At 42.0% G+C, this 25,704-nt stretch carries 22 protein-coding genes; 9 read left to right on the plus strand and 13 right to left on the minus strand.

From position 1 onward, the window contains the following. Nucleotides 1–54: 54 nt before the first annotated feature. Complete coding sequence (locus AC2VOY_RS00665) at nt 55–630, minus strand: hypothetical protein (RefSeq protein ID WP_491831699.1); 576 nt, start codon at nt 628–630, stop codon at nt 55–57. A 105-nt stretch (nt 631–735) separates the two neighbouring features. Further along, nucleotides 736–1,644, minus strand: a complete 909-nt coding sequence (locus tag AC2VOY_RS00670) for a LysO family transporter (RefSeq protein ID WP_491831701.1) — start codon at nt 1,642–1,644, stop codon at nt 736–738. A gap of 582 nt (nt 1,645–2,226) precedes the next feature. Between AC2VOY_RS00670 and AC2VOY_RS00675 the strand changes: the two genes are divergently transcribed. Continuing rightward, nucleotides 2,227–2,826 (plus strand): TfoX/Sxy family DNA transformation protein, encoded by a 600-nt coding sequence (locus AC2VOY_RS00675; protein ID WP_491831703.1) that lies wholly within the window; start codon nt 2,227–2,229, stop codon nt 2,824–2,826. Nucleotides 2,827–2,954: 128 nt separating this feature from the next. On the opposite strand, the gene AC2VOY_RS00680 is transcribed toward AC2VOY_RS00675, so the two are convergent. After that, complete coding sequence (locus AC2VOY_RS00680) at nt 2,955–3,503, minus strand: hypothetical protein (protein WP_491831704.1); 549 nt, start codon at nt 3,501–3,503, stop codon at nt 2,955–2,957. A gap of 296 nt (nt 3,504–3,799) precedes the next feature. On the opposite strand from AC2VOY_RS00680, the gene AC2VOY_RS00685 reads away from it, so the two are divergent. Further along, entirely contained in the window at nt 3,800–5,050 is a 1,251-nt protein-coding gene (locus tag AC2VOY_RS00685) for a DUF945 family protein (protein ID WP_491831706.1), read from the plus strand. A gap of 149 nt (nt 5,051–5,199) precedes the next feature. After that, nucleotides 5,200–6,285 (plus strand): 3-phosphoserine/phosphohydroxythreonine transaminase, encoded by a 1,086-nt coding sequence (gene serC, locus AC2VOY_RS00690; protein ID WP_491831708.1) that lies wholly within the window; start codon nt 5,200–5,202, stop codon nt 6,283–6,285. A 71-nt stretch (nt 6,286–6,356) separates the two neighbouring features. On the opposite strand, the gene cydC is transcribed toward serC, so the two are convergent. The 3 genes from cydC to trxB form a co-directional block, all read right to left on the minus strand. Continuing rightward, nucleotides 6,357–8,102 carry a heme ABC transporter ATP-binding protein/permease CydC gene (cydC, locus tag AC2VOY_RS00695; protein WP_491831710.1) on the minus strand — a complete coding sequence of 582 codons (1,746 nt, stop codon included), beginning with the start codon at nt 8,100–8,102 and terminating at the stop codon, nt 6,357–6,359. Next, a complete protein-coding gene (gene cydD, locus AC2VOY_RS00700; protein ID WP_491831711.1) occupies nt 8,095–9,867 on the minus strand; it encodes a heme ABC transporter permease/ATP-binding protein CydD in 1,773 nt (590 codons plus the stop codon). The genes cydC and cydD overlap by 8 nt, the downstream gene beginning before the upstream one ends. 118 nt (nt 9,868–9,985) lie before the next feature. Beyond that, nucleotides 9,986–10,945: a thioredoxin-disulfide reductase gene (gene trxB / locus AC2VOY_RS00705; RefSeq protein ID WP_491831712.1), complete on the minus strand. Its 960-nt coding sequence runs from the start codon at nt 10,943–10,945 to the stop codon at nt 9,986–9,988. Between the two features lie 260 nt (nt 10,946–11,205). Between trxB and AC2VOY_RS00710 the strand changes: the two genes are divergently transcribed. Beyond that, nucleotides 11,206–11,949 (plus strand): 2OG-Fe dioxygenase family protein, encoded by a 744-nt coding sequence (locus tag AC2VOY_RS00710; RefSeq protein WP_491831713.1) that lies wholly within the window; start codon nt 11,206–11,208, stop codon nt 11,947–11,949. Nucleotides 11,950–11,997: 48 nt separating this feature from the next. Beyond that, nucleotides 11,998–13,257 (plus strand): cysteine desulfurase-like protein, encoded by a 1,260-nt coding sequence (locus AC2VOY_RS00715; protein ID WP_491831715.1) that lies wholly within the window; start codon nt 11,998–12,000, stop codon nt 13,255–13,257. Here AC2VOY_RS00715 and AC2VOY_RS00720 read toward each other — a convergent pair. The 4 genes from AC2VOY_RS00720 to AC2VOY_RS00735 all read right to left on the minus strand — a co-directional run bounded on the left by AC2VOY_RS00720 (nt 13,246) and on the right by AC2VOY_RS00735 (nt 17,952). Next, on the minus strand, nt 13,246–13,995 hold the full coding sequence (locus tag AC2VOY_RS00720; RefSeq protein ID WP_491831717.1) for a SanA/YdcF family protein: 750 nt from the start codon (nt 13,993–13,995) through the stop codon (nt 13,246–13,248). The two genes, AC2VOY_RS00715 and AC2VOY_RS00720, sit on opposite strands and share 12 nt — an antisense overlap. A 149-nt stretch (nt 13,996–14,144) precedes the next feature. Then, nucleotides 14,145–15,848, minus strand: a complete 1,704-nt coding sequence (locus AC2VOY_RS00725) for an NAD-dependent malic enzyme (RefSeq protein ID WP_491831719.1) — start codon at nt 15,846–15,848, stop codon at nt 14,145–14,147. Nucleotides 15,849–16,049: 201 nt separating this feature from the next. Continuing rightward, on the minus strand, nt 16,050–17,156 hold the full coding sequence (locus AC2VOY_RS00730; protein ID WP_491831720.1) for a phosphoribosylaminoimidazolesuccinocarboxamide synthase: 1,107 nt from the start codon (nt 17,154–17,156) through the stop codon (nt 16,050–16,052). A gap of 121 nt (nt 17,157–17,277) precedes the next feature. After that, nucleotides 17,278–17,952, minus strand: a complete 675-nt coding sequence (locus AC2VOY_RS00735) for a hypothetical protein (protein WP_491831722.1) — start codon at nt 17,950–17,952, stop codon at nt 17,278–17,280. Nucleotides 17,953–18,332: 380 nt separating this feature from the next. Between AC2VOY_RS00735 and aqpZ the strand changes: the two genes are divergently transcribed. The 4 genes from aqpZ to AC2VOY_RS00755 all read left to right on the plus strand — a co-directional run bounded on the left by aqpZ (nt 18,333) and on the right by AC2VOY_RS00755 (nt 22,239). Beyond that, nucleotides 18,333–19,028 (plus strand): aquaporin Z, encoded by a 696-nt coding sequence (gene aqpZ / locus AC2VOY_RS00740; RefSeq protein ID WP_491831723.1) that lies wholly within the window; start codon nt 18,333–18,335, stop codon nt 19,026–19,028. A 245-nt stretch (nt 19,029–19,273) separates the two neighbouring features. Next, the gene (locus AC2VOY_RS00745) at nt 19,274–20,257 is read left to right on the plus strand and encodes an ABC transporter substrate-binding protein (protein ID WP_491833086.1); all 984 of its coding nucleotides are present in this window, start codon (nt 19,274–19,276) and stop codon (nt 20,255–20,257) included. A 51-nt stretch (nt 20,258–20,308) separates the two neighbouring features. Next, entirely contained in the window at nt 20,309–21,208 is a 900-nt protein-coding gene (locus tag AC2VOY_RS00750; RefSeq protein ID WP_491831725.1) for an ABC transporter permease, read from the plus strand. Then, complete coding sequence (locus AC2VOY_RS00755) at nt 21,205–22,239, plus strand: quaternary amine ABC transporter ATP-binding protein (RefSeq protein ID WP_491831727.1); 1,035 nt, start codon at nt 21,205–21,207, stop codon at nt 22,237–22,239. Before AC2VOY_RS00750 ends, AC2VOY_RS00755 begins: the two co-directional genes overlap by 4 nt. 70 nt (nt 22,240–22,309) lie before the next feature. Here the strand turns inward: AC2VOY_RS00755 and hxpB are convergent, their stop codons facing one another. The 3 genes from hxpB to AC2VOY_RS00770 form a co-directional block, all read right to left on the minus strand. Then, nucleotides 22,310–22,966, minus strand: a complete 657-nt coding sequence (hxpB, locus tag AC2VOY_RS00760) for a hexitol phosphatase HxpB (protein ID WP_491831729.1) — start codon at nt 22,964–22,966, stop codon at nt 22,310–22,312. A 119-nt stretch (nt 22,967–23,085) separates the two neighbouring features. Then, nucleotides 23,086–24,459 carry an MATE family efflux transporter gene (locus AC2VOY_RS00765; protein WP_491831731.1) on the minus strand — a complete coding sequence of 458 codons (1,374 nt, stop codon included), beginning with the start codon at nt 24,457–24,459 and terminating at the stop codon, nt 23,086–23,088. A gap of 104 nt (nt 24,460–24,563) precedes the next feature. After that, a complete protein-coding gene (locus AC2VOY_RS00770; RefSeq protein ID WP_491831733.1) occupies nt 24,564–25,460 on the minus strand; it encodes a fructosamine kinase family protein in 897 nt (298 codons plus the stop codon). Between the last annotated feature and the right edge of the window lie 244 nt (nt 25,461–25,704).

A 25,704-nucleotide genomic window follows, 5' to 3' on the forward strand; every position in this document is an offset into this window, starting at 1 on the left:
AAATGGATAGCAAAAATAGCTAATCTGACTAGAAATAGCAAGCAGAGTTAAGCATTAGAGGCATGACTCTTTAGAGATTTTGCTGACACTTGCATTGTAATCATCTAAAGCTGCCTGCATATTGGCTGTTTGGCTTAGCTCGTGCGCAATGGCTTCACGCAATTGGTAGTTTTGTGGGTGATTGGGTGCTTGGCGATCATCAAAGGTTTGTTTGGCAACTTTACCTAAGCTCGAATCTTGTTGACTTAGGGCTTGAATATCTTGCTGAGTTAAGACGAGCGAAGACTCGACCCCATTATCGAGTGTGATTCTTTTAGGGTTTGTCTCAAGAAAGTGAGTGAAAGCAGCCTGATTTAAGGCAAAGTGATGTTGGCGCCCAGTTAAAAACCATTCGCCAACATCATCAAGACGTTCATTTTGACTTACCACTTGCGTAACGAGGGCTTGATACCAAGTTAATGAGGCATCCACATAGGTTTTGTATTGAGTGACTAAGCATTGCTTTTGGGGCGCTGTATAAGCAAGATCTGCTGGGGCTTCACTTGCTGAGGAAACTTGTATCCCGAGAATAAAAATGGCAGAAGAAATCAAAAGCCTAGATTGATGAATCAATACTTTTTGTAAACTCACAATAAAATCCCTATCAGCTGTATATTTTTATAAGCTAACATAGTTTCTAGATTAAAAAGATTAACTCAGCCACAGTTTAGGCTTTTTCTTCTCGTTTCGCTCTTTTTATGCCGCAGCAAGTGAAATCAACATGACCATCAAGGTCGGCACCATCAAACTTAAAATAAAGCCGCTGACGATGGCAACCGGAACGCAGCGCACACCGCCAGTGCTTTGAATAATCGGTAAGGTGAAATCCATAGCAGTGGCACCAGCATAACCAATGGCTGTGTTTGGATAACGAGCAATCAGCAGCGGGATCATGATGAGGGCTGCAAGTTCACGTAAGAGTTCAAGTAAAAAGGACGCTCCGCCAAAAATTGGGCCAAAGGCATCGCCAATTAAAATGCCAGACAATGAATACCAGCCAAACCCTGAAGACATCGCCAGTGATTGATACAAAGGCAGGTCAAGCAAATAAGCACAGACCAGACCGCCGATTAAAGAAGTGCCAATCATCACCAAAGCAATCAACATACCGTGTTTGTTAATCAGAATTTGACGCAAGGTGAGGCCAGAATTACGTAATTGGATGCCAATTAAAAATAATAAAAACAACAAGATTGACTCTGATGCCGTATCAATCCAAAGGTTTGGTAGTTTTAACAGTAAACCAATCACTAAACCCGCGAAGACATAGAGAATCAATTTAATGGATTCAAGGGCCATTTTTGATAAAGGCAGTTTTGTTTGATGTTGCTCAACATTCAAGGGGATATATTTATCTATGATGGGAAGCACAGCAAGATTAAATGCGCCGATTACAACAAAAAAGCATAAGGTATAACTTAAAATACTTTGAATGTTTTGTGACAAATTATCCAAGCTAGCCAAGCTCAAACCCATTAAAAATAAAATTAAACCAATGAGATACCCAGTTAATTGATTCACCCAATCAAGGTGATGGTTTTTGCTCAGTTTGATCAAATAGCCAAGGATTAATGGGGTAAAAATGAGCAAAAAGCTGCCAAACATAGGTTCCTCACAGTGATTTTTAAGGGGAATATGAAATTATTGTTTGCGTTTTTATGACACAAGGTCTAAATTTTTAGTGAATTTTTACAATTGAATTTAAACAACTTGATAACTTTGTAACATTTTACAAGATGTCTAGTGAGAAAGATATTTAATTGTAAGGATTTATCTTTCTTCGTATGAAAATATGAATTTGTGTTAAAAACGCCAATTTTGTGCAAAAAGTTTAATCTAGCTAGCATAATAAGATGACATTTTTGCGAAATAGGGCAATTAATTTGCCCCATAAAAGAAATGGATTAATTTTTTATGCGGTGTGGTTCACATTTTTGAATCTCTTTTCTCGGATAAATGTGATCTAAATACTTTTGCCATTTCTTTCATCGAGTAAGATATAGGCGGGTGAATAATTATGTTTTATCGCTCGCAAAAAACGTGAAACCAAGGAGTTAATCCATTCGTTATTTTTTAACTGGTTAACATTTGTTGAAAAAATGACCAATGGGTGACATTTACCAAAATGTTTAAAACATATCAACTTATAGGATCTCAGGGGGAGAGGCTATAAGAATGGAGGGTATAATGGGAACGACAGTGGAACAAGCATTTGTTGAGTATGTGGCTAAATTTGGTTCATTTCAAAAACGTTCTATGTTTGGAGGGACAGGCCTTTTTAGCGATGGTGCTATGTATGCTTTGATTTCTAACGGTGCAATTTTTATTCGAGGCAGTGAAACCTTGGATGAAGCACTCGCTGAAAAAGGTTGTGTTCGTTATAAACACGTGAAGAAACAAACGGTAGCAACAGTAAACTATTTTGATATCACAGATATGTTCTCAAATCGTGATAATGAATTAGATTATTATATTAAACAATCAATTGACTGCTCTAAAGTTGAGCGTAAGCAACAAAAATCACAAGAAAGCTTACGTCTGCGTGACCTACCCAATATGCAATTGACACTTGAAAGAATGGTGAAAAAAGCAGGTATTCCTGATGTCAGCACCTTTATGGATGTTGGCCCAGAAGTTGTATTCCAAAAAGTCAAACAAGCGTATGGGGATGACATTGATATTCGTCTACTGTGGAAATTTGCTGGCGCAGCAGATGGTTGTCATTGGCAATTATTACAAGAACCTAGAAAACAAGAGTTATTAACTAGTGCAGGTTTAACTCATTAATATAACTGCACTCATTTTATCTCTACATCCTACATTTTTTCTATAACAAAAATAAAGCCAACCTTGATTATCTCGGTTGGCTTTTTTGTTGTGCTTTAAGGCTAGAATGTTTACGTTTTATTGAATGCTTAGAACTTAAAACGTGTGCTGATCATGCCTTGAGAGCCGTAGAAGTCATTGATTTTAGCCTCAAGACCTAATGAAAATAGCTCAGTTGCATGGAAGCGACCAAAAACTGTGCCATATACATCATCAGTATCGCGTTTGTTATTCATCGTGTAATAACCAACAGTACCACCGACTTCAATACGTGGTGACATCCATTGACGCAGGCCAATATTAAAATCAACACCCGCATCATTATCATATTTATGCTTGTCGTCATCTGCAAAACGAACGACAAGTTCACCCATTACATCTGCATAATTATTGATAGGAGCATGGAAGCCAAGACCCGCACCAAAGCTATAGTCATCTTCAAATTCACTATCAAGTTCAAAAATTGCATGTGCATTTGGGTGGATTGATTTACTCACAGCGCCACCAAAAGTAAATGGAGAGAACCCGACTCGTGCCTCGAGATAATCATAACTAAAGTTACTCATGTTTGATTGGCTTTGAGCAAAGACTGCTGGTGTAGCAAGCAGTAAAGAGAGGGCTAGAAGCGATTGACGCATGGTGGAAAATTCCTTTTGAATAAAGATAACAACGAAAAAAGCTAATTTTGACAGATGCAAAGCACAATGTAAATTATCAAAGCCATCAATATTGTTCTTTAAAGTGATGACAGGCAAATCTTAAATGTAAAGAATGCCTAAACAAAACATTAATTTGTGCAGCTTTTAGGCAGAAAGAGATGCAATGCTAGCATCCGACAAGGCGTTAAGTATATACTGAGTATCATTCAAGTATTCTACGCATCAGAAGGCGTACCTTTTGGTGTTGAACTCATCCTATATACGGAAAAAGCTTAATGCATTCACTTCAAAAAACAGGGGCTATCGCAGGCGCGTTAGCGATCGCTGCATGTTGGCCACTCGCGGTTGGACAACTGGCACAAAAGCAAATTGAAAAACAATTTACACAGTTTGATGATTCACGTGTAAAGCTTGAGCTTGTCAGCTATGAACGTGGTTATCTTTCTTCTCTCGCTCGTTCAAATGTGACGGTTATTGACCCTAATTTAAAAGCAATTTTAACCGATGCGCATTTGCCAACCGAGTTTGCAATTAAGCATGATATCAGCCATGGCATTTGGTCTGTGTCAAGTGATAATGAATTTGAGATGGAAAACCCGATTCCTCTCGATTTAAAAACCACGACCTATATTACGGGTTCAACAGATTTAGACATCAAACTGGGGGCATATAAGCAAGTCTTTGATGATGCATCACAACTAGATATTAAACCTCTGACTGCTGATGTCGCGCTTGGATCTGATGGTAAGGTAGAAATGCAGTATCATAGTGAAGGCCTGAAGTTAATTTTAAATCAAGATGAGTCTTTTACTGCTGCTGTCTTTGAAGGCTATGCTGATGGCTACCGTCAAGGTAATTTCTGGATTGGTAAGCAGGGCATCAAAGCGTCAGATCTGGATTTTACGAATGCTAAAACTCTGGATGCTTTGACGGTTAAAAACCTAGATTATGAATATCAAACAAGTCTAGGGGATGATCAGACAAGACTCTCAAATCAGTCAATTGCGACCTTAGATAGTTTAGATTATCAAGGCTTAAACTTTAAAGATTTAAAACTTGATTTTGGTGTGAAAGATATTGATGCACAAAGCTTTATTGCTTTAGTGGAGCTGGTTAATAAAGCGCAAAATCCAAATCAAGAAGATAGCCAGCGCGCATTTACTTATTTAAACCAAATTATGCAGCAAGGCTTTGAAACAGGCTTAAATAACTTTGAAGTCTCGCTTGGTGAGGGCAAGGTCAAAAGTGCGATTAATATTGCTGTACCTGAAAATGCGCCATCACCTGTGAGTGCCCCGTTTAAATTTATCAGCGCGATTACGCTTGACACGGATACATTGGTCTCAGAAGAAATTTTACTTCAATTTCCTGAGCTCAAGCCTAAGTTTGAAAAGTTATTAAAAATGAAAATGATGGAAAAAACAGATGAAGGCTATTTGCTTAAAGGTAAACTTGAAGATGGCACCATGACCTTCTCAAATGGACAAACCATGCCATATATGATGCTGGGTGCCGCCTTTTTATAATTTTTTCTAGAAAAGCTAAGAAAGAGATCTTCGGGTCTCTTTTTTTTATGCAAAAAATCTAAATAAATAGATGAGAGATAAAGATAAAAATGATATAACCAATGAATAGCCAAAGGTGGCAAGATTTGAATCAAAACAAGGAGTCAGGAATGAGCAAAGTGTTTAATTTCAGTGCAGGGCCAGCAGCTTTACCACAAGCTGTGATGCAAAAAGCACAAGCAGAGTTTATTGATTGGCAAGGAATGGGACGCTCTGTGATGGAAATTAGCCACCGCAGTCCTGAATTCATTCATGTCGCGACCAAAGCTGAGCAAGATTTACGTCAGTTGATGGGTATTCCAAACAATTATAAAGTGCTTTTTTGCCAAGGTGGCGCGCGTGGTCAGTTTGCTGCATTACCACAAAACCTTGCAGGTCTTACTGGTACACCTTGTTATGTTAATTCTGGATATTGGGCAAATAGTGCGATTGAAGAAGCGCAAAAATATACGCAAGTTCACCGTATTGATGCCGTAATTGAAGAAAATGGCGTAAAATCTGTCGTGCCGGCAGATCAGTGGCAAATTCCTGAGGATACGAGCTATGTTCATTTTTGCCCGAATGAAACGATTGACGGGATTGAAATTAATGATTTACCTGTCACAGACAAGCCGATTGTGGCAGATATGTCATCGAATATCTTATCGAAAGAAATTGATGTGTCGCGTTATGGCGTGATCTATGCTGGGGCGCAGAAAAATATTGGCCCAGCCGGTCTTTGCTTGGTTATTGTACGTGATGATTTGCTTGAGTATGCGGCCGACTCAACGCCGAGTATTTTGAACTATAAAATTTTAGATGCGAAAGAGTCGATGTACAACACACCACCAACCTTTGCTTGGTATCTCTCAGGTTTAGTCTTTGAGTGGTTGCTTGAGCATGGCGGGATCGCAAGCATGCAAGCGACTAACCAAGCAAAAGCTGATTTATTATACTCTTATATTGAAGCGTCTGATTTTTATCAAAATAATGTTGCTGCGGCAAATCGTTCTCGCATGAATGTTCCATTCTTGCTTGCTGATCCAAGCCTAGATAGCGAGTTTTTGAAAGAAGCAACGGCGCAAGGTTTGGTTGCACTAAAAGGGCACCGCGCTGTGGGTGGAATGCGTGCATCGATTTATAATGCCATGCCATTAGAAGGCGTTGCAGCCTTAGTTGAATTTATGAAATCTTTTGCGGCCAAGCATCAAGCATAAGAGCTTCTATTCATCGAGACATAAAAAAGGCAGCTGATATTTAGCTGCCTTTATTTTTAGTTTACTAATAATCAATCAATACGTTGATTTAATTGATAATAAAAACCTTGTTGGGCGATTAAATCTTGATGCGTACCGGCTTCGACAACTTGGCCTTGATCCATTAGATATATTGCATCCATTTTCTCAAGTCCCACTAATCTATGGGTAACAAAAATCAGTGTTTTATCTTGGCTATGTGCGAGTAAACGAGCCATGATTTGTTGCTGAGTCGATTGATCTAGCCCTTCAGTTGGCTCATCAAGTATTAAGATTGGCGCATTGTGCAAGAGTGCACGAGCAATCCCCAAACGGCGTTTTTCACCCCCAGAAAGCTGGCGACCACCATCGCCAAGCCAAGTATCAAGTCCTTGCTTTTCAAGTAAGTGTGCAAGCCCAACTTGCGTTAGCGCATCACTTAATTGTGCTCTTGTAGCATCCGGTTCTGCAAGCAATAGGTTGTCTTCAAGGCTAGCGTTTAAGATATCCACACGTTGGCTAACGACTGAAATCATCTGACGTAAACCGGCTTCGCTCCAGTCTTTAATTTCATGACCTCCGAGCAATAAACTGCCAGATTGAGGATCAAACTGACGAGTAAATAATTGTAATAACGTTGATTTACCTGAGCCCGTTTGACCTAAAATAGCCACCTTATGTTTGGCTGGAATTTTCATATTAAGTGGGCCAAGTTGCCAAGGCTGCGCTGTCACCTTGCCATCTTGTTGGTAGCTAAAGCTAACATTTGATACTTCAATTTGAGCATCCTCAGCTGTTTTAATTCCATCTTCATCAAAGACGACATCAGGCGTAGCTTGCAAGACTTCGTTTAGACGTTTAGCACTGGCTAAGGTTTGGCCTAAGTATTGGAATGCGCCAGCAATTGGCATTAAAATCTCAACACTTGCCATGGTAGCAAAGGCAAATAAAGCTAGCATAGGTGGCGTAAGGCCATCTGGACCTTGAATTGCTTGCGCGCCCATCCAGATGATTAAAACAAGAGTCCAACCATTGACTAAAATAAGTAGAGCATTGGCAAACCCTGTCAGTTTGGCGTCGACTAATTGATTATGTAAAAGCTTTGTTTGCTGAGCTTCAAGTTTTTCGCGATAGGCTTTCTCTGCTCCGAATAAGACAAGTTCAGTGTTACCCTGTAACCAATCTAATGTAGCTATACGAAATGAGGCTTTGTTTTGCGCTTGTGCGTAGCCATTTTTCTTACCGAGTTTGTAGAACAAAATTGGCCAAGTAAATAGCAATAGCATCAAAATGCCGCCGAGTGTCAGACCTATGGTGCGGTCGAAATAACCGACGACTAAACTGAGTGAGATGATCCCAAAAAAGCTGACCACAATTGGGCTGATTAAGCGTAAATAAACATGATCCATTGCGCTGACATCTGCCACAAGACGGTTCAGCAAGTCCGCGTCACGCAGCTTAGAAAAGTTCCCTGGGATCAGCGGGGTTAGTTTTCTGAAAAAGAAAATACGTAAATCAGACAAGAGCTTAAATGTTGCATCGTGTGAAACGACACGCTCACCCCAACGGCCAGCGGTACGGCCCATTGCAAACCCGCGCACGCCTCCACCGGGTAGCATATAGTTAAAGGTTTCACGCGCGACACTTAAGCCCGCGACCGCAGCTGCGGTTAAAAACCAACCGGATAAGGTTAATAAGCCCAGCGATGCAACTAAAGTCGCAAATGCGAGTAATATGCCGAGGTTTAAGCTAAACCAATGCTTTTTATATAATTTAATATAAGGCATTAAATCACGCATCGAGATCTCCTTGTTGCGGTTGGTTTGCAGCGAGCATTTGTGCGAATAGACCGTTGGCGGATGAAAGGGACTCAAAATCACCATGCTCACAAATTAAGCCGTTTTCAAGCACAATAATTTGTTCCACATTGGCCAGATCATCCAAACGGTGGGTGACCATCAAGCAGGTTTTATCTTGAGTTTGTGTGCGCAAGGCTTTGCTGACAAGTTTTTCACTGTTAGCATCAAGACTCGCACTGGGTTCATCGAGTAGCCAAAAAAGACCATTTTGGAGCATAGCGCGAGCAAGAGCGATACGTTGTGCTTGGCCGACGGATAAACCAGATGATCTATCCCCAATCGGATGATCTAAGCCTAAACGCGCAATGAATTCATCCGCAAAGGATGCTTTGATCGCTTGTTGTAAGGCGTCTTCAGATACTTGGGTTTGACCTAAGGTAATATTTTCATAGATAGTGCCATGCAGTAGTAGCGGGTTTTGACCCACCCAACTAATGTGTTGATGCCAATCCAAGCGACTCAGTGTTTTTAATTCGACTTGGTTGACTTGTAAGCTGCCTGTATATGGCAAGAAGCCGAGTATTGCATTGACTAAACTCGTTTTACCCGCGCCACTTGGGCCTACTAATGCAACTGACTGATTGGCAGCAATCTCAAAGCTAATAGGACCAACAAGTTTGTCGCCTTCAGGGCTAAACACGGTTAAATCTTTGGCTTTTATATGTACCGGCATAGCAGGTAAGGCGGCATCACCCATTTGCGCGCCGTCAGCTTTGGCATCTAAAAACTCAACAATTGATTCAGCTGCGCCTAATGCTTGAGCTTTGGCATGATAAAATGTACCCAGATCGCGTAGCGGTTGATAAAACTCAGGGGCTAAGATTAGTACAAATAAACCGGTAAAGAGAGTGATCCCCGCGCCATAGTAACCAAAGTTTAATTCGCCAATAAAGCTAAAGCCAAAATAAACTGCGGTTAGGGCAATGGAGATAGAGGTGAAAAACTCTAAAATCGCTGAGGATAAAAACGCAATACGCAAAATTTCCATTGTGCTTTTACGAAAAACTTCAGAAGCAGCCTGCATCGTCTGCGCTTCATCCTCTGCGCGATTAAACAGGCGTATAGTTGTCATGGCTTGAAGCCTGTCGTAAAAGTGACCAGATAAGCGTTGTAAGGCTTTAAAGTTACGTTTATTCGCATCAGCAGCTTTCATACCAGCTAGCGCCATAAAAAGTGGCACGAGTGGCGCTGTGATTAAAAAGATTAAACCAGCTGCCCAGTTGGCGGGAAATACCACGACGATAATCATAAATGGGATCAGTACTGAAAGCGCCATTTGTGGTAAATAGCGAGAGAAGAAGTCTTGCATCTCTTCGACTTGTTCAAGTAACAGACTTGCCCATGCACCAGCAGGTTTACCTTTAATATAAGCAGGGCCTAAATCCGTCAGCTTTTCAATGATTTGATGACGGATATAGATGCGGACTTGTTCACCACAGCGATAACCTGCGATTTCACGCCCCCATTGACAGGCTGCGCGACCTGCAACGGCGAGTAATAGATAAACAAAGCTTGCAATCAGTGCTGAGGGCGCGACGCTCTCGATGATCAACTGATGTAAGATGGAAGCAAGTAGGCCGGCTTGAGCGATTAAGAAAAGGGTACTAACAAGCCCTAATACAATACTGATAGTTAACCAACGCTTAGCTAGCTTACTTTGATCTTTCAGCCAAGCATTGAGTTGTTTTCTTTGTTCTTTATCCATGGAAAGTATAGCCTTTGAATAGAAAGGACAAGTCTCTCCTTGATTATGCGCTCACCGGCTTTGGCATACAAAGCTCATCGGTGCGAGGCAGTCAAGGAGAGAATGAACGAGGCTGAAATTAAGCTTGAGTTTTTGCGTCGAGATAGCGCTCAGCATCAAGGGCAGCCATACAACCTGTGCCCGCAGACGTAATGGCCTGACGATAAACATGATCCATCACATCACCAGCGGCAAATACACCTTCGACACTGGTTTGCGTCGCATTGCCTTCAAGGCCAGATTGCACCTTGATATAGCCATTGTTCATCTCCAGTTGACCTTCGAAGATGCTGGTATTTGGCTGGTGACCAATCGCAATAAAGACGCCAAGCACGTCAAGCACTTCGGTTTCATTTGATTGCGTATCTTGTAGGCGCACTGAGGTGACACCCATCTCATCGCCTAGGACTTCATCAAGCGTACGCTTGGTGTGCAGAACAATTTTGCCCTCATCAACTTTAGCCATTAAACGGTCAATTAAGATTTTTTCCGCGCGGAAATTGTCACGGCGGTGAATCAGATGAACTTCACTTGCGATATTGGCAAGATAAAGTGCTTCTTCAACTGCAGTATTGCCACCGCCAACGACTGCTACTTTTTGATTTTTATAGAAGAAACCATCACAAGTGGCGCACGCAGAAACGCCGCGGCCTTTAAATGCTTCCTCTGACTCAAGGCCAATATATTTAGCGCTTGCGCCGGTTGAAATAATCACTGCATCAGCTGTGTATTGGCCTGAGTCACCAGTGAGGGTAAATGGGCGCTTTGAGAAATCGACTTCGTTGATATGATCAAAAATAATTTCAGTATTAAATTTCTCTGCGTGCGCTTGCATTCGCACCATAAGATCTGGGCCGGTGAGATCATTTGCATCGCCTGGCCAGTTTTCGACTTCAGTGGTTGTCGTAAGCTGCCCACCTTGCTGAATCCCCGTCACGAGAACTGGGTTTAGGTTTGCACGCGCCGCATACACAGCAGCGGTATAACCCGCAGGTCCTGAACCTAAAATAAGTAACGGGCAATGTTTAATATCGCTCATGGTGATCCCTTTTGTTGGAGTGCTTTTTTAATTCTGCTTGAGTGTAAAATACATATTGGCAAATTGTAAGTAAATTAATTCGCTAATGAAAGCCTTTGTTTCAAGTTTCAATAGATTAGCGAAAAGATAAACAAGATTGAGACGTAAAAGGGTTAGATTGGACGAGCATTTTAAAACTAAGGATATTGAAAAATCAAAAATATTGGCTAATCCTTATAAAGATAGAATTAATATGCGTTAAATCGCATCTAGGAGGATATATGTCTCGTATACCTAACCAAGAGCAAAATATTTCATCATTTGCTATGCATCACTCAGCGCATCAACAAATGCCTCTTGCCACCCCTGCACCTTTGCTTCAAATCACGCAAGTGACGCGCGCTAAACTTGATCACATTCGCGCAAGTTTTGATCGTCTGCCGCACACACCGCATGCCGATGGCCAATACAGATTAAGACGTTATTCAGTGCTCTATTGGTACCCTGAAAAACTTATCGAATCTACGAATCACGATTTTATTCAATCGAAAGATTACAATAAATTTCAAGGCGATGTGAAGCGTCATTTCCAAGGTCTTGAAAAACAAGTGATACACAGTGAGGCATTAAAAGAAGCGTGCGATATCTTTATACAAGCTAATCACTTCGCCCCAGGACAAGCCCTTGAAATCCACCAAATGCGGATTGTTACTTTTGCTGAGCAAACCCCAGTTGCGCCAGAAGGGATCCATCAAGATGGTTTTGATAGCGTTGCACTTTTTGGTGTTAGTCGTCGCAATATTTATGGTGGTACAACACAAGTCTTTGCAGATAAATCTTTGCCCGCTATGCTAAGTAAGGTATTAGAAGATGGGGATTTAGTGATTCTTTCGGATCATCAATTATGGCATTACGCGAGCCCAATCGTACGTCAAGATGCGAGTCGTGATGGTTATATGGATGTGATGGTGATTACCGCTAATCGAGAACCCAGTAAACATCCATTACCCACACACCACTCTTAATTTTAAGCTAGTTGACGACTAGGTAGCGCATAGGATAGGGATTAGATTATGGTCAGTACATTGACAGCAGATAAGATAGGGCAAAACATTGATTCGATTCGAGCTCAGTTTCCAGCGTTGGCAGGTGAGCAGATTTACTTCGATGGGCCCGGTGGTGCGCAAGTGCCCAATATGGTCTTGACTGCGATGCGTGCCTATTTAGAAACCGGTAATTCAAACTTAGGTGGTAGTTCTCGGCCAAGTGTTGCTACCACTGAATTGTTAGATCAGGCCCGGATTGCAGGTCAGGTACTTGTGAATGCATCGCGTTCAGATTGCATTGTTTTTGGCGCAAATATGACGAGTTTAACTTTCCAACTCAGTCGCAGTATTGCCAATCAGTGGCAAAGCTCAGATGAAGTGATTGTTTCAAGCCTTGATCATGATGCCAATATCACCCCATGGGTATTAGCGGCAAAAGATAAAAACGTGATTTGTCATCAAGTTGGACTCAATCAAGACAAAACCAATATTGACCTTGAACATTTAGCCTCACTGTTAAGTCCGAAAACCAAACTGGTTGCTCTGACCTATGCGTCGAATGCGATTGGCAGCATTGTCGATCTTAAAAAGGTGATTGAGATGGTGCACAGTGTTGGCGCGCAAGTTTATATTGACGCTGTGCATTATGCGCCACATGGCTTAATGGATGTGCAGGCGCTTGGTTGTGATTACCTTGTTTGCTCAGCATATAAATTTTATGGGCCACATCTAGGCTTAGCTTATATCGCCCCTGAGCATTTAAATAGTTTGATTCCATATAAACTTAGAGCGGCGAAGAATATTGGTGCGGCGCGTTTTGAAACTGGCACCCAAAACTTTGAAGCATTAAGTGGGTTTATTGCCACTTTGGATTATCTAAGCCAATGGGGCGAGCCTTTGAGCGATAAAATTTTTGCAACCCGTCGAGCGCGCTTAGCGCAATCATTTGCACATATTCAAGCTTATGAAACTAAGCTGAGTCAGTATTTTTTAACTAAATTACGTGATTTTCCAAACATCGTTTTGCATGGTGAAGCACAGGCAGATCCCACATCTCGTACGCCAACTTTTGCCTTATCATGTCATGGCATCTCGGCGCAAAGTCTTAGCGAATGGTTGGCTGATGATGAAATTTATACCTGGAGTGGGCATTTTTATGCGCTAGATTTAATCAAACAAATTGAGTTTGAAGAAGATGAAGGCGTTTTAAGAGTGGGCTTGATGCATTACAACAAGCGTGAAGAGATAGATGCTTTGTTTGAGGCGCTTGCGCACTTAACTCGCTGAATCTAGAGTGGCAGGGAGCGTTTGAGTTGGCTCTGCGCTCTGTGATGGCTCTGTTGGCGCATCATGTAAGATCGGCTCTTCAGGGCCAAGAAATTTAGGTTCTTGATCTAAAACATATAAATCGAGCAAAGCTTTGACACGAGCAAACACCTCGCGCAAGCGTAGATAAATGCCTGAGTTATCACTGGCGCCCGGTACAGCCAAACAACTGGCATGTATCTCGTTAAAATGGGCAATATAAAGGGCGCGTTCACAATGAAACTTTTGTGTGATGATCAAAAAGTTATCGGATTTAAATACCTTTTTCGCGCGGACGATAGAGTCCAAGGTTCGAAACCCGGCATAATCGAGATGAATATTTGTTTCTGGAATATTGGCTTTTAAAAGGTCACGCTTCATGGTCCAAGGCTCATTATAAGAACGATGGGCATTGTCACCACTTAGCAAAAAGTGTGAGACTTTTTGATTTTCATATAAGGCGATTGCAGCGTCGATACGATGCGTATAATAGGGGTTTAAGACCTTGCCGATGTACTTACTGGTGCCAAGGACTAAGCCAACATCGTGCACCGGAACATCTGAGATCTTATAATAGATGTCATTGCGTGCTTTCGAGACAAATAAATAATCTGCAGCAAAAAGACCGACAAGCACAACATTCATCGCAATGAATCCCCAAAGGAAAATCCACTTTAAGCGACTTGGTTTAGAATGTTGGTGATAATTAGATCTTGGCATATGCTGGTTAATTTACTGTGTCTAAGTTCAAACAAGTCACCTACTATAACAGCCAATGATCAATTAAGAAAAGAAAAACAACAGATTAGTTAGCTCTGCTGTTTTAATCCTTCAAAAATCACCAAATCTTAACAAAAACAAGGTCTTTGCTAGAATGCTGTGCGCTTATAACGGCGGTATTCTGGCTGCCAGAAGCCATTTTCAATTGCACTGGTGATCGCTTTGTCTGTGACTTCAAGGGCAACACCTTGCTCGATGGCTTTTTTCGCTACCGCAAAGGCGATTTTTTTCGATACGCTGTGAATTTCTTCAAGCGGTGGCAAGAGTGCGCCTGTGCCTTGTTGCGCCAAAGGTGAACATTCGGCTAATGCTCGACTCGATGCCATAAGCATTTCATCAGTTACTCGAGAGGCATTCACAGCCAATACGCCAAGCCCAATGCCAGGGAAAATATAACTGTTGTTACATTGCGCAATAGGAATTAACTTGCCTTTATAATTGACGGCTTTAAATGGGCTCCCGGTCGCAACAAGTGCTTCGCCGTTGGTCCATTCAAGCATATCACATGGCGCGCCTTCTACGCGGCTGGTTGGGTTTGAGAGTGGAAAAATTATCGGGCGTTTGCAGTGTTGATGCATGGTTTGAATGACTTCTTGGCTAAAGAGCCCAGGCACACCAGAAACACCAATTAATACGGTTGGTTTGGCGTTGATCATCACATCTAATAAAGAAAAGCCTTGTTGTGTGTCATCACTGGTTTGCCAGTTTTCTAAATGCGCTAGCTTTTGTGCCAATGGCTTTTGGAAATCAAGTAGATTGGCCATGCCTTCTTGCAATAGCCCCCAGCGATCAACCATATAAACTTGTGCACGCGCAGAAGCCTCATCTAAACCTTCGGCTACCATTTGGGCAATAATTGCTTCAGCAATACCACAGCCGGCAGAGCCTGCGCCAACAAAAGTAACGCGTTGATCTTTGAGTTGGCTGCCAGCAGCATTACAGGCTGCAATCAAAGAGCCAACCGTGACCGCCGCAGTGCCTTGAATATCGTCATTAAAGCAGCAGATTTTATCCTTATAACGATTAAGTAAAGGCATGGCATTTTTTTGTGCAAAATCTTCAAACTGAACCAATGCATCCGGCCAGCGGCGACGAATTGCTTGAATACAATTATCGACAAAGGCATCGTATTCTGCGCCGGTAATACGCGGGTGTCGCCAGCCCATATACATAGGATCAGCAAGGCGTTGTGGGTTATTGGTGCCCACATCTAACACGATTGGTAAGGTATAGGCTGGGCTGATGCCACCACAGGCAGTATATAAAGAGAGCTTACCAATAGGGATCCCCATACCGCCAATGCCTTGATCGCCAAGACCTAAAATACGCTCACCGTCAGTTATCACAATCACTTTTACGTTTTGGCTAGTGGAATTGTTGATTAAATCATCAAGGCGATCGCGGTTTTGATAAGAAAGGAATAAACCACGGCCACGACGATAAATGGTTGAGAAGTTTTCACATGCTGCGCCAACCGTTGGGGTGTAGATGATTGGCATCATTTCTTCAATATGGTTTTGTACTAAACGATAAAAAAGCGTTTCATTGGTATCTTGGATATTGCGCAAATAAATGTGCTTATCTATATCATTATCAAAGCCTAAATATTGCTTATAAGCGCGTTCGGCTTGTTCTTGAATAGTTTCCATTGCTTCAGGCAATAGACCTTCAAGGTTAAATTCTTGGCGTTCTTCAAAGGTAAAAGCACTGCCTTTATTGAGCAGTGGGGTAGACATCAATACAGGACCTGCGTAGGTAATATAAAGAGGGCGCTTTTGGTCGTTATAATCCATTGTAAACTCTTCTTGGCTAAGGGTTTGACGGCTTTATATAGGGTGATGGGTCGCATTTTTACTTAGATGCAACATAAATCACTTTCTTATAAACTAGACAGAACATAATGATAACAAGTCTAGGTATTTGATTTGCCGATCGATCTCACAGATTATAACGGATGATGAAGCGCCCTTGATAGTTTTATTCCAAATCCTTCTTTATTTAGCGATTAAATGAAACTCTTTGTCCAGAATTGCTAAAATTTCTTGCTCTGGATCGGCTGAAACTTGGATTAGATGACCTGTAATTTGCTCTGCTAGATCTAAGTACACGCGTGATAAATCAAGCATCGCTTCTTGCGGCAAAAGGTTATCTGTCGCAAGTGCGGTACGTTCATCCATGCGGTCTTTATTGAGCAAGATATCTGGATCAGGGAAGTGGTTTAGCAGAAATTGGCGGAAACCTTCTTTTGATTTTTCGATGATTTTGCCTTCTTTATATGCTGCTTCATCCCAAATACGAGAGGAGTCAGGTGTGCCAACCTCATCCATATAAATGAGTTTATCTTGGCCTTGCTTGTCTTTGACATAACCAAACTCAAACTTAGTATCGACAAAGATTTGACCTATGTTTGCTAGTGCCGCAGAAATAACATCAAAGCCTTCAACTAATAATTTTTCATAGAGGTCGATATCTTCAGCGCTATTAAAGTTAAAATCAGTATAGCTGTTAAGGATATCTTGACGTGTCACATTCACATCATCCACTTCTGGAACGTTTGGAATGCCTTTTAAGATGCCTTTTGTTGAAGGTGTCAGAAGTGGGGTGTCAAGTTTTTGGTTGGCGTGAAGGCCATCAGGCAGTTGGATCCCGCAAAATTCACGTTCGCCTTTTTCATAGGCACGCCACATCGAGCCGGTAATGTATTGGCGGCAAATGGCTTCGAGTTTAATCGGACGGGCTTTTTGGACAATCCAAACCAATGGGTGTGGCGTTTCAAGAATATGGCTATCAGCAAGCCCTTGCTGCTTAAATAACTTAAACCAATGGTTAGCAATTGTATTGAGCGCAGCGCCTTTGCCCGGCACGCCTTTTAAGCCTTCTTCACCTTGCCAGATACAGTCAAACGCTGAAATGCGATCGCTAATAACCATCACTGCAAGCGGGGTATCTGCAGGTACCGGATAGTCTCTTTCTTGGATAAGGCGGCGGCTATCTTCGTCGGTTAACCAATAAACAGAGCGGACCTTACCACTGTGAACAGGTGCGCTGGTGCGGATCGGGAAATTATCATTTACGGCTAAAACTTGATTGGCAAGACTCATAAGAACCCTATATTAAGATGATTAAACAAAAGAAATGAGCGATTGGTTTACTCTGGTGCCATATTTTACGCCCACCAAATTAAAAAGCAAACGTTTGCTTAAGTTTATATCTCGTTAATTTTTAATGTCTTGCCGTTAGGTTTAGATTTTGTAAATCCTGCGCGCCATCTAGATATTGCGCAAGGCTTGCACGGTAACTTTGTGGCAGGGCATTTTTTTTATCTAAATAGGTTAAATGCTCACGTTGACAAAAGTGTGCTAAGTGAGAAGATTGAAAGTAAATCTGGCAATCAAACTCTTGCGCAAGTTTGGTTAAGCTTTGCTTTTGTGCGTAGCTAAAGTTTTCACTTGCAATCACGAGACTAGATTTTCCTTCTTGGATCACTTTCGTCAGAATATCATACTCGCTACGCTGTGAAGCTCGGCGCGACTTAATACATTTGTAGCTTTCGTGAATACCAAATTTATATAGGAATTGGCGACTTGGCATTTGTGCGTAGGCGCTGAAGTGGATCCATTTATGTACCGGCATGCAGGCTGCAAGTGTTTCGGTAAACCCCATTAACTCATCAATTAAGTCATCTTCGTCTTGAGCAAGGTATGCGTTTAATTGACTGATGAATTCATCATCATAGCCGTTATGCGCAAGATGTGTGTGCGTCTTATGACTGACGTTATATTCACGTTCAGCTTTTTTAAGCCATACACGATTGAGTTTATATACGTGCTCAGTATTTGTTAACTCTGCACTTGTCATCATTTCTTTGGATAATGCTTGATATTTGCTTGGGTACATAATTACTGTTCCTATATACATACTGTATAGGTAAACAGTAGTTTAGACTGGCACAATTGTAAAGAATTAATTTGATCTTTTCGCTTTGTGAAACTCTTTACGCAAAAATAACATTTAGTTGTGATTTGGCTTATCTATTTGATGTAAAACAATTTATAACTAATATAATTGTGGTTAATTTGTTAAATCTGATTTATATTAAGAATGTAAAAAATTGCAGTTATACTGAAAATGAACGCTCAATATTGGTGTGAAACAGTCTTTATACAGTGAATTTTTAGACTTTACACAGTGTTTATACAGTGAATATACAGTATTAAGCGTAAGCGTTGTGATGACGCAATTACGGATCAAGACAATAAACAATTAAGGATGGACGGATGAATAAATATCTTGCAGAGTGCTTTGGCACTTTTTGGTTAGTACTTGGTGGGTGTGGAAGTGCAGTGCTTGCTGCCGCATTTCCTGATGTAGGGATTGGCCTTTTGGGTGTGTCGCTTGCTTTTGGTTTAACAGTTTTAACAATGGCATTCGCAATTGGTCATATTTCAGGTTGTCACTTAAACCCAGCTGTTTCAATTGGCCTTTGGGCCGGTGGTCGCTTTGAAACCAAAGATCTTGTTCCTTATATTATCGCGCAAGTTATTGGTGGTTTAATTGCTGGTGGCGTTTTAGCTGTGATTGCATCAGGCCAAGCAGGCTTTGATTTAGTTGCAAGTGGTTTTGCCTCAAATGGTTATGGTGAACATTCACCGGGTGGTTACAGCATGACGGCTGCGCTAGTATGTGAAGTTGTGATGACCATGATGTTCTTGATTGTTATCATGGGCGCAACAGATAAACGCGCACCAGCAGGTTTTGCGCCAATCGCGATTGGTTTATGTTTAACTTTGATCCACTTAATTTCAATCCCTGTGACGAATACGTCTGTGAACCCAGCGCGTAGTACTGGTGTTGCATTGTATGTGGGTGATTGGGCTGTTAGCCAATTATGGTTGTTCTGGGTTGCTCCTATCATTGGTGCAATTTTAGGCGCAGTGATTTACCGCTCACTTCTTGCGGGCAAAGAAGAATAATTTAAACCTTGATCCGTAAATAAGTTTAAATCAAACAGCAGTCATTTCAGGTGGCTGCTGTTTTTTTATGCCTAATGTTTCGCATTTTGGATGATAAACATGACCTCGCTAACAGAATTTGCTTTGTGTTTAGCGCCGCATTGTGACATCAAGTAAGATCTATGCTGAATTTTAATCGACAAAGTTAGGGATAGACGATGCAAAAAAGATTAACACTTACAGCGCTTTGCGTTGCTGCAACTTGGATGAGTGGTGCCGGCGTGGCATTTGCTGCGAGCGATGAGGTTTCACAAAGCTGTGGAGAAGTCACGATTGCCGATATGAACTGGAACACTGCAAGTTTTATGGCTAATTTGGATGCTTTCATTTTATCTCATGCTTACGGCTGTGAAGTGGAACTCGTGCCAGGGGATACGATTCCAACCACTACCTCTATGGTGGAAAAAGGTCGTCCGGATATTGCGCCGGAGCTTTGGACCAACTCATCGCGTGAAGTGCTTGAAAAAGGGGTTGAAGAAGGTCGCCTCGTTTATGCTGGGGATAGTTTGGCTGATGGCGGAGAAGAAGGTTATTACGTACCTAAATATATGGTAGATAAAGACCCAAGCCTTGCTACCATTGAAGGGATAAAGAAAAATGCTGCGCTATTTAAAAATCCAGAAGATCCGCAAACCAATGCCTTTTATACCTGTCCTGCTGGTTGGACGTGCCAAATTTCCGCAGGGCATATCTTTGATGCGTTAAATCTTAAAGATCAAAATTTTGTCAAAGTTGACCCAGGTTCAAGTGGCGCGCTAGCTGGAACGATTGCCAAAGCTTATACCCGTGAGGCGCCTTGGTTTGGTTATTATTGGGCGCCGACAGCTGTACTCGGTAAATATCCTATGGTGAAAGTTGATTTTGGCCAAGGCACTGATGTGGCGCATTATGAAAACTGCATTACCCAAGAAGTGTGTGACAATCCAAAACCAATTATGTGGCCACGTTTGAGCGTGAAAACGGTTACCACAGGTGAGTTTGCAAAACGTGCGCCAGAGGCAATGCAATATCTTGCAAAACGAAGCTTTACCAATACAGAGTTAAATCAACTATTGGTTTGGATGGAAGATAACCAAGCAGATGGTGAAGCGGCAATGATAGAGTTTATGCAAAACAAACAATCCATGTGGTCTACTTGGTTTGACGCGCCAACGGTTGAAAAACTCAAAGCTGCCGCAGCAGACTTATAGCCGATGATGGCATAAGTTTAAGAATACATAAAATAATAGAAGAAGGTATATATGTCTGCAGCGGACTGGCTAACCGAATTCCCTGAACTTGATCGCAGCCAACTGGCATGGATCAGAAAAACCTTTGATGGGGCATACCGTGATTTTTCACGCGACTATGGCATGCAAATTGAAGGTTTTTTTCAACCTTTACAAAGCTTTTTAATCGCTTTAGAAAAGCTCTTGCTCGGCACGCCTTGGTGGATCATCATCGCTTTCATTGCAGGGGTTGCGTACCTAGCTAGCCGCTCATTCAAATTAACTTTTGGCGTTACAGCGGCTTTCTTATTTATCGGCATTTTTGGCATGTGGGAAGATACGATGCGCACCATGTCGATTATTTTAGTGGCGACCTTTCTCGCGGTTGGCATAGGGTTGCCGATAGGCATTTTGATGGCAAGCTCGAATCGGTTTGAAAAATGTTTTCGGCCGATTTTAGATGTGATGCAAACCATGCCTGCTTTTGTGTATTTAATTCCTGTGGTGATGCTTTTAGGGATTGGTCGTATTCCTGGGCTTTTAGCTGTTGTGACCTATGCCATTGCCCCTGTGATACGCTTGACCAATTTAGGCATCCGCCTAGTCGATAAAGAAATTCTGGAAGCGGCTACCGCTTATGGCGCAAGTCGGTGGCAGCGCTTATTTGGCGTGCAATTGCCGTTGGCGATGCCAAATATTATGGCAGGGATAAACCAAACCATTATGATGGCGCTCGCCATGGTGGTTGTGGCGTCTATGATAGGGGTTAAAGGCTTGGGCCAACCTGTTTTAAAATCAATTACCAATCAGCACTTTACACTCGGTTTGTTTAACGGTTTAGCGATAGTTATTCTTGCGATTGTATTTGATCGCATCTCGCAAGCCTATGCCAAACGAAGTCAACGTCATTTAACCAAAGGTGGGTCCGTATGAGCTTAATTGAAATTAAAGGCCTATATAAAATATTTGGCGCCTACCCAAAGCAAGTGTTAGAAAAAGTTCGGCGTGGCATGAGCAAAGACCAACTACTTGAGCAAACCGATCACACCTTGGGCTTGGAAGATATTAATTTAAGCATTGAAGAAGGTGAGATCTTTGTCATCATGGGACTGTCCGGCTCAGGCAAGTCCACGCTGATACGTCACTTTAACCGCTTAATTGAACCCACCGCAGGCGAAATCCAAATTCAAGGCACGAATATTTGCGATCTATCGCCAAAAGCCATGAATGAATTTAGAAAAAAGCACCTCGCGATGGTATTTCAGCGTTTCGCACTCTTGCCACATAAAACCATTTTAGACAATGTCGGCTATGGACTACATATTCAAAAACTGCCTAAACAAGCCGTGCAGGCGAAAGCGCAAAAGTGGGTGGAGACTGTTGGTTTAAGCGGTTATGAGTCTCACTACCCAAGTCAGTTATCCGGGGGGCAACAGCAACGTGTCGGACTTGCGCGTGCCTTGTGTACCGATGCGCCAATTTTATTGATGGATGAGGCTTTTTCTGCGCTTGATCCCTTGATTCGCAGTGACATGCAAAGCCAATTGATTGCACTGCAACAACAGCTGCAAAAAACAATTATCTTTATCACCCATGATTTAGATGAAGCGCTGCGTCTTGGGGATAAGATTGCGATCTTAAAAGATGGACAATTGGTGCAGCAAGGGCGTCCGATTGATATTTTGCAAAAGCCAGCCAATCAATATGTGGCAGATTTTGTCAATGATGTGAATAAAGCTAAGGCCATGCGGGTGTGCCACTTTATGCAGCCTTTGCTTCAAGTTCAGGCCGCCAATGATATGGACGAGTCCTTATGGGTGGATCAAAATGCGAACCTTGAGTCTGTGATGCCAAAATTGCTCGGTCAAAAACAAGACTTGTGGGTTCTCGATGAGAAGCAGCAAATTTGCGGTAAATTAAGCAGTAAAGATGTCGCGAAAGTTTATGCCTTGCATAGTCAATAAGAATCCTACGCTGGTGCCAAGCAGGCATTCAGCGCAGACTTTAAATACATGTTGCTAGTGATAACAAGTGTTAAAACAAGCTTTTGATTTTTTCAGCATCAAGCTCAGTTAAAGACTGCAGTTTTAGGTCTGCAATCGCAAAACGCTCTTGGGCAAAGTGGCTCAACTCTGGGACGACGATAGTTTTCATCTGCGCAGATTTTGCCGCAAGTAGGCCTGTAAAGGAGTCCTCCAATGCGACACAATCAAACGGGTGGATCCCAAGTGCGTCTGCGGCATTTAAATAGACTTCTGGGTGCGGTTTACCATAGGGCAGTTCTTCCGCAGAAACAACGGCTTCAAAGCGGCTTTCAAGCTCAAAGGCACTCAATGTGGCTTGAATGAGTTGCATCGGCGATGAAGAAGCAAGGGCTAAACGAAAGCCGAGCGATTCAAACAATTCAATCGCCGGCATCAGGCCTGGCATCATAGGCTTATGCTCTTGCACCAATTCAATCACGCGATTTAAAATCATCTTTTCAACTTTCTTACAGCTGAGATTTTTCCAACCTTGGCTTTTATAGTATTTTTCGACAATTTGGTCGATACGCACGCCGGTTGTATCGATCGTATCTTGTTGACTAATGCTCACTCCTAAAGTAGGGAAAACTTCCAATTGGGCCTGTTGCCAGAATGGTTCGGAGTTGACCATTAAACCATCCATATCAAAGATCGCTGCGTTTTGCATAAATATCCTATAAAAAATTGAATCTAAATTCGTCATCATGATAGCTTAAGCGCTTTATTTGACGAATTTATTTAGTTTAGATGATGGCGTCGATATCTCTAAAATAAATCACTGATGTTTTAGTGATTAGAGAACCTTAGCTGAAAAGCATCACTTTGTTTGTGGATCCAATGCAGCCTTAAGCCTAATAAAACAGCGGCGCAGGTTAAACCTAAAATTAAGCCAATCCAATAGCCCATTGCGCCAAGTGGTTCAGGCGTAAGCAAACTGGTGTGGCCAAAGATATAACCCAGCGTCATGCCAACGCCCCAGTAGGAAATTAAGGTGGCAAATAAAATTGCTGTCATGTCTTTATAACCACGCAGCGCACCCGCAGCAATTACTTGAATCGCATCTGTGCATTGATAAATACCAGCCATCAATAATAGCGTCATCGCAACATTTGCTACTTCTGCATTGTCTGTGTAGAGGTTAATGATCTCAGGGCGAAAGACGATGGTTAGCACGGCCGTTACAATCGCAGTCGATAAACCAAACAAAATGCCCACACGGGAAGACACACGCGCGCCATCGACATGTGATTCGCCGAGTTGATGGCCAACGCGAATGGTAGTCGCTGAGCCGATGCTCATTGGCAGCATAAAAATAAGCGAAGAGAAATTCAGTGCGACTTGGTGCGCTGCTACTGTTATCGAGCCAAGCGGCGCAATTAATAACGCGACAGCGGCAAAGAGTGAGACTTCAAAGAAAATTGCTGCGCCGACAGGAAAACCTAGCTTAAATAAACGGGTTAATTCTTTTAACTTTGGCGGATAAATCTTTGCGAAAATCTTTAGCTTTTGCAGGCGTTTAGCTTTTAGTACATAACCAAGCATGCCAAGAAACATTAACCAATAAACGATTACAGTTGCGACGCCACAACCGACTGCGCCAAGCGCCGGCATGCCAAATTTACCGTAAACAAAAATCCAGTTTAGTGGAATATTAATTAAAAGACCGAAAAAGCCTAAAATCATTGCCGGCGTGGTTAAGGAAAGACCATCAGCAAGGCTGCGTAAAGTCTGGAAAAATAGAAAAGCAGGCACAGCAAACACCATGGCAAACAGGTAACCATTGGCTTTGCTAGCAAGCGCTTCTTCAACTTCCAAGACTTGCATGATGTATTGTGTTTGCGTCAAAATCAATATAATTGGAATTGAAATAAAACAAGCAAGATAAAAACCTTGTTGGATTTCAAAGGCAATTTTTTCTTGACGAGAAGCACCGTTCAAATAAGCAATAACAGGCACTAAGGCTAATAATAAGCCGATGCCAAATAAAATCGCAGGGTTCCAGATACTGGTTGCGACGGCAACAGCCGCCATATCGGTTGCACTTACGCCACCAGCCATGACTGTATCGACAAAGCCCATGCCCGTTTGTGCGATCGAAGCGAGGAGTACTGGGGTTGCTAATTTAACTAATAACTTCGCTTCTTTTTGATAACGCTGCACACAATTTCCTTTTAAAAATAAAGTAGAAAAGCTCAATCTTCGGAGTTTATCTTGCTTTATTCTAAAAGAAAAGATTTAGCCACAATCAAGTCGCAAGTATTTATTTAGACAAAAAGCTTATCAATGGCTTGTTGGCATTCTTGATGGCGAGTTGAATCTTCCTGTTGCATGGCTAATTCTTGATTATATTGATTAAGTAAATGGTAGCTTTGATATAAGCCGCTTCGACTATGGTAGCCTTGAGGCAAAGCATATTGCGTCTGGTAGGCTTCCAGCCAGCTTGGATGAATCTCATTGTTTTGCAGTAAGATGGCGATATCATATTCACGATCGGCCCAATAACTTGCAGGCTGGAAAATAATCGGCCCTTCGACTGAAAGTGCAAGGTGCTCAGGGGTGAGGTTGCCATGCAACAAACTTGGTTTGGGTTGATGGGAAGCTAGTTGGGTTCTGACCTGTGAAATAATCTCATCGATGTCGCCAAATGTGATGTCTTTTTCTTTGAGCAGCTGTAATTGCCAACCAATGCGATGTTCGGCAAAGAAACTTGCCCATTTTTTATGCCATTGGTTGGGCTGTAAAATATGCTCAAGGTAGTTATCATGATCAAACCCAAATTCAATTTGTTCACCCCATGCATGCAATTTTGCTAACTGGCGCCCAAAGACTTGCGCATCATTTGGCGCAGCAAGAGATTTAGTTGGGTAATAGTGATACGCGATAAAAGCATGATCTTTACAGTGGCCATAACAAATAGGCATCGAGACTTGCAAGGTCTCTGATTTAGCCAAGAGTTCGATATTGTCTGCTTCGATTTGAAAGTGTTCGAGATTTTCACGCGCACTTAACTTAATGAAGTAACGTTTATCTTGATCACCAATGAGATAATAGTTTTGCGCAGGGCTACCGTGAATATCTTTACGTTTAAGTTGCTGACGCTCAAGAATTTTGAAAGAAAAACCTAAGCTTTGACTTAATTGTGCTTCTATTGCTCGCCACATACATCACCTCGGATAAATTAAGACGCTATGCATAGTGTAGCTGAAAACTAGGTACTTGTTTATCATATACTTTTATTAAAATAGGGCGAAGCTTTGAGATCTGTCCCAGATTGAATGATTTTATAATGAAATATTACATTCAAAAATAAGAAAACACAGTGTGAAGGGGATTAAAAGCAGAGCGATAGAAAAGTCGAGCAGCGGAAGTATTTTACAGAAGGTCGCTAATCATCAGTAAATCCAC

It is taken from the genome of Vibrio sp. KMM 9700 (assembly GCF_058545285.1).